The sequence below is a fragment of the Rubritalea sp. genome, from assembly GCF_039830215.1.
In the GTDB taxonomy this organism is placed as follows: Bacteria; Verrucomicrobiota; Verrucomicrobiia; order Verrucomicrobiales; family Akkermansiaceae; genus Rubritalea.
In genome coordinates this window covers 1-5,083 of sequence record NZ_JBDOPO010000370.1, presented here as the reverse complement: position 1 = coordinate 5,083, position 5,083 = coordinate 1, and the positions used below count along the sequence as shown (strand labels likewise).

General features: G+C 48.3%; 5 protein-coding genes. 2 read left to right on the top strand and 3 right to left on the bottom strand.

Translation table 11 applies throughout. The features are described 5' to 3' along the window. Positions 1-343: 343 nt before the first annotated feature. A complete protein-coding gene (locus ABGY95_RS12660; protein WP_347442050.1) occupies positions 344-1,567 on the bottom strand; it encodes an FKBP-type peptidyl-prolyl cis-trans isomerase in 1,224 nt (407 codons plus the stop codon). A 71-nt stretch (positions 1,568-1,638) separates the two neighbouring features. After that, on the bottom strand, positions 1,639-2,085 hold the full coding sequence (locus ABGY95_RS12655; RefSeq protein ID WP_347442049.1) for a universal stress protein: 447 nt from the start codon (positions 2,083-2,085) through the stop codon (positions 1,639-1,641). A 135-nt stretch (positions 2,086-2,220) separates the two neighbouring features. On the opposite strand from ABGY95_RS12655, the gene ruvX reads away from it, so the two are divergent. Beyond that, positions 2,221-2,655 (top strand): Holliday junction resolvase RuvX, encoded by a 435-nt coding sequence (gene ruvX, locus ABGY95_RS12650; RefSeq protein ID WP_347442048.1) that lies wholly within the window; start codon positions 2,221-2,223, stop codon positions 2,653-2,655. Next, positions 2,656-3,402: an MBL fold metallo-hydrolase gene (locus ABGY95_RS12645; RefSeq protein ID WP_347442047.1), complete on the top strand. Its 747-nt coding sequence runs from the start codon at positions 2,656-2,658 to the stop codon at positions 3,400-3,402. Positions 3,403-3,474: 72 nt separating this feature from the next. On the opposite strand, the gene ABGY95_RS12640 is transcribed toward ABGY95_RS12645, so the two are convergent. Next, complete coding sequence (locus tag ABGY95_RS12640) at positions 3,475-4,860, bottom strand: DEAD/DEAH box helicase (RefSeq protein WP_347442046.1); 1,386 nt, start codon at positions 4,858-4,860, stop codon at positions 3,475-3,477. Positions 4,861-5,083 lie beyond the last annotated feature (223 nt).

The following is a 5,083-nucleotide window of genomic DNA, read 5'->3' as shown; positions in this document are numbered from 1 at the left end:
TGTGTAAAAGATCTCGTTCGAGGAAAGTTAAATGCAGCTATGAGACCGAGTCTCGAAGAGCTGAAGTTAGTTTCACTCGCGCTCCCTGTGACAGGTGAGGCGGGGCGCAATCTACATATTCCCAGACCCTACGCAAGCTCTTTCGACATCTTTTTTTGATTTTTTTAGAACCACCTTTTATAAGTAGTCCGCTAAGCGCTCAACAACAGCACCTTCCAAGGAGTTAACAACATCTATAAAGATTTAGAATTCTTTGTAAATTCTAGTCAGACAGTGATCAATCGGCACAAAAAAGCCCGACTGAAACCAGTCGGGCTTAGAAAACCTGTGTATTTAGGTCTAGTTATTTGATTTTAACTAACTCTACGTCGAAACAGAGCATGCCGCCTGGGCGGCCCCCACCTGGATTTTCACCGTATGCAAGATCTGCAGGGATCCAGAAACGACGCTTCTCTCCTTCAACCATGAGCTGAAGGCCTTCTGTCCAACCTGGGATCACCTGATTAAGACCAAAAGATGTGGTCTGACCACGAGTTACTGAGCTATCGAACATCTTACCGTCCAATGTCCAGCCACTATAATGCACTTCAACAGTAGAAGTCGCCTTAGGCTTTTCAGCACCTGTGCCTTTAGTGAGTACTTTTGAGAGCAGGCCTGAAGCTGTTTTTTCTGCATCAGCAGGTGCCGCAGCCACATCTTTAGGTGTGGCTGGAGGCGCTGGCATGCTCTTCATATCAACAAGATCGATCTCAAAGCAAACAGCTCCTTTAGGTGCACCTGGAGGGGGATTCTCACCAAACGCTTGCTCAGAACTGAGCCAGATGAGACGAGTCTCACCTTTTGTCATAAGTTGGACAGCCTCACTCCAAGCTGGAATAGGCAGTTTATTCGGAGCTACGACGATAGGATCACCCTTCATTTTTGAGCTTTCTAGCAAATCACCATCAGCTAACCATACTGAGTAGTGCATAGTAACCTGATCGTTCTCTTCCGCAGTTTTTGAGCCTTCGCCTTTTGTGACAATTTGAGTTGGCACACCTGAAGGAGTCTTTTGTGCGTCTGCTGGAGCAGCGGCTACATTTTTAGGAGGCTTTGGAGCTTCTGGCGCTTTTTTGATATCGAAGAGCTCGACATCAAAACAAAGCATTCCACCTGGACGACCGCCACCTGGATTTTCGCCATATGCTAGTTCCGCGGGAATCCAGAATCGGCGTTTCTCACCAACAACCATAAGCTGAAGACCTTCGGTCCAGCCTTTGATTACTTGATTCAAGGGGAAAGATGTCGTCTGTCCACGTTGGACCGAGCTATCAAAGAGCTTTCCATCAAGAGTCCAACCACTGTAGTGCACTGTGACCTCGTCACGCGCACCTGGTTTTTCTGTACCTGTTCCCTTTTTTAATACCTTCGAGGCTAAGCCCGAAGCCGTCTTTTCTGCTCCAACTGGGGCTGCTGCCACATCTGCTGGAGTTTCTACATTTGCTGCATTCACAAGATTTATAGCACCGTAGGTTAGCATGGCTCCCATGCCCGCTAGGATGAGCTGTTTAGTACGGGTTTTCTTCACGCGGTGATTTTTCGATAGCTAGCGCGCCATGTCAAGGAGTCGCTTGTCAGCAGATCAGAATTTATAAGAATTCACTCGCCACACGGCACAACTAACACAGGCATCTTAGCCTGGCGCACTAATCCACTAGCAACACTTCCCATGAGCACACTCCCAATAGCTGAATGCCCGTGGGTCCCTACAATCACCATATCTGTGGCAACTTTTGCAGCAAAGTCCATTATTGCTGTTTGTGGTTGTCCATCGAGAATTTCGGTAATAACAGCCAATCCCATGCTTGCGAGATTCGCTTTAGCCTCCTCCATCTTGGCCTCAGCTCTGGCACTGGCTAACTCACGGTACTCAGCGATAGCCGGCACCTCTTCGGGGTACATCCCGTACATGGTGAACAATGGGGTATCATCAATCACATGCACTAGGTAAACATGCTCCTGGAGAGCTTTCGCAAACTGACTAGCAGCTTTCAGTATACGTTCAGTTCCGTGCGAGAAATCGATACAGACAACTATGTTTTTCATACTATCCTTTTTAGGGTGAAATCCTTCTAAAGTGAAGTTCGGAACCACAAAAAATATGCGCACTCATTCCTCACTGTCAATTCTGTCAAAATTTGTTAAGAATGACACAGCACTGACGCCCCTGAATATTTAACAATGGAAGACCAACACCCAGCCTTAGGAATTGATCACGGTGATGCTCGCATAGGACTCGCCATCACTGACCCTATAGGAATTTTAGCCCACCCGTTAGAGACAATTCACGTCCAACAAACGCCCCCACTAGAGAGAATCAACACTCTCATTTCTCAAAGGCTGGTAAAACAAATCATTATTGGGCTACCCTATCGGATGGATGGTTCAGAAGGAACTGCTGCTGCAAAAATAAGAGACTTTGCTGAGGAATTAGAAAAATCCCTTGTTAGCCCACTGCCTATTACTTTCATCGACGAGCGACTTACAACTGTGTCGGCTGCGCAAAAACTCCATGCCGCAGGCAAAAACGCACGAAAACAAAAAGGCCTCATTGATCAGGCTGCTGCAGTTGAGATTCTTTCTGATTGGCTCAATCAACAAACGCCAATGCACTAAATGTTAGAAGACGACTTCAACGATTGCCTAAGCAAAGCCATCCGCGGTCACGGCTGCACGATTGCTCAGCTAGCCTTGCTGGCAGGGATCAATGAAGGCCGTATAACTGCATGCATCAATGGCCAAGAGGACGCCGCAGTAATCCACATGCTGGCCCCCCACTTACAACTCAACGCAGACAATCTACTCCAGCTCAAAGAGTATGATCCGCAAACACACCGTATTCCAGGTCTCACCCAAGTCACTAGCCCTTTTGGTCACCTCGGCGTCAATGCGTACATCGTGCACTCCAGCAAAGGCGCATTGATTTTTGATACAGGAACGGACTCGAGCAAACTGCATGTTCTAGCCCCTAGCCCAGCCCACTTATTTATCACTCATAACCACCCTGACCATACGGCTGGAGTCATTGAATTCGCGCATTGTCAAAAAAGTTTTCCCGAGGAACTAAGCCACGGAGACAATATGCAGTTCGGCAAGCTCTATATAAAAATACTGGACGTCACCGGCCACTACAATCCTGCACGCGCCTTTTTTATCCAAGGGCTTGAGCGACCTATTTGTATTGTTGGTGATTCGATCTTTGCGGGTTCGATAGGTAAGTGCATGAGCACTGAAAGCTACTCGACAGCACTCGCTAACATTCGTGACCATGTATTGAAACTTCCTAATGAAACGATCCTCTGCCCTGGGCACGGTCCACTCACTACAGTGGGCTTAGAAAAGGACAACAACCCCTTTTTTTAGAGGCACAAAAAAGCTCCACCTCGCCAGAACGGGCAAAGTAGAGCACTAGAATTAGTGTAATCTATTGAAAGTCTATCTATTGTGACTTGAGCGCTTTTGACTAGCCATCCCACCGCGACCACGTGTCCTACCAGCCCCACCAGAACTAGGGCCACCACCATTGCGGGAACTCCCAAATCTTTTTTCGCTGCCTCCAGGTTTTTTACCCCCTGGAGCACCACCTCTTGAATTTCCACCGCCACCACGACGACCACCGCCACGGTTTTGCTGCTCCTTCTTAGGGCGCTTGATTGGTCGTTGCCCGACACGGGACTCTGGCAATGGCTGAGTCACGGTAAAGCCATCGAGCTCCACGACTGGTATCAACTTCTTTGTGAGATTTTGAATATCCACCAGCTGAGGGAATTGCTCTGCACAGACCAGAGAAATAGCCTGACCATCTGATCCAGCACGACCAGTACGGCCAATACGATGGACATAATCTTCAGGGACATCTGGAAGATCAAAGTTCACAACCTGCGGAAGCTGATTGATGTCGATTCCACGTGCGGCGATGTCAGTTGCGACAAGCGCACGGATAGAGCCATCTTTGAAACCAGCTAGAGCTCTTGTGCGGGCCCCTTGGCTCTTGTTGCCGTGGATGGCTGCAGATTTGATGCCTTTACTCTCGAGCTGACGAGAAATACGGTCAGCACCGTGCTTTGTACGGCTAAAGATAAGTACCTGCTCCCAAGCTCTGTCCTTAATCAGATGCGTGAGCACTGCCTGCTTCTTCTCTTTGTCCACTGGACAAAGCCACTGCTCAACAGTTGCAGCAGTCGCATTGCGCGGAGTCACTGAGATTTCGACCGGGTTGTTAACCAAGCCTTTTGCAAGCTTGCGAATATCATCCGAGAAAGTAGCTGAGAAAAGAAGGTTTTGACGCTTCCGCGGCATCTTAGCCAAGAGCTTCTTAATGTCGTGAATGAACCCCATGTCCAACATGCGATCCGCTTCATCCAATACGAGGACTTCAAGATTCTGAAGGCGTACTGAGTTTTGGTTTACTAAGTCGAGCAATCGCCCAGGTGTGGCAACCAAGATGTCTGCGCCGCGGCGCATTTTAGCCATCTGTGGGTTAATTTTTACCCCACCAAAAACCACCAAGGACTTCACCGGCAAGTTCTTGCCGTATGTCTGAACACTTTCGACTACCTGAGCAGCAAGCTCGCGAGTTGGCGTCAACACCAGTGCGCGCACTTGATTCGGTTTAGCTGGGGCACCTTTAGAAAGGACCTCCAAGATTGGGAGTGTGAAGCCGGCAGTTTTGCCAGTACCTGTTTGAGCAGCAGCCATCACATCTTTACCTTCAAGCACCGCTGGAATTGCTTGGGCTTGGATTGGAGATGGTTCGTCGTACCCTTTTGCGGCGATTGCCTTAAGAATGGGTTCGGAAAGTGCTAGATCTGAAAATTTCATATATACCTAAAAGTGGGGGGATTATGAGCTTCAACAGCTCTTCATCAGAAAACTACGCAGCAATTGCTCGCACTGGCAACTGCTATCTCTACTGTAAACAAGAAAAACTCCATAGTCCCAGGTTGGCACTGAGCTATGGAGTTTGATTGATTAGTTCAGCTGTAGAGTCTCGTTAGAGCTCCATCTTTTGGACTGAGCTCACAGTAATCTTATACGAAGCGAG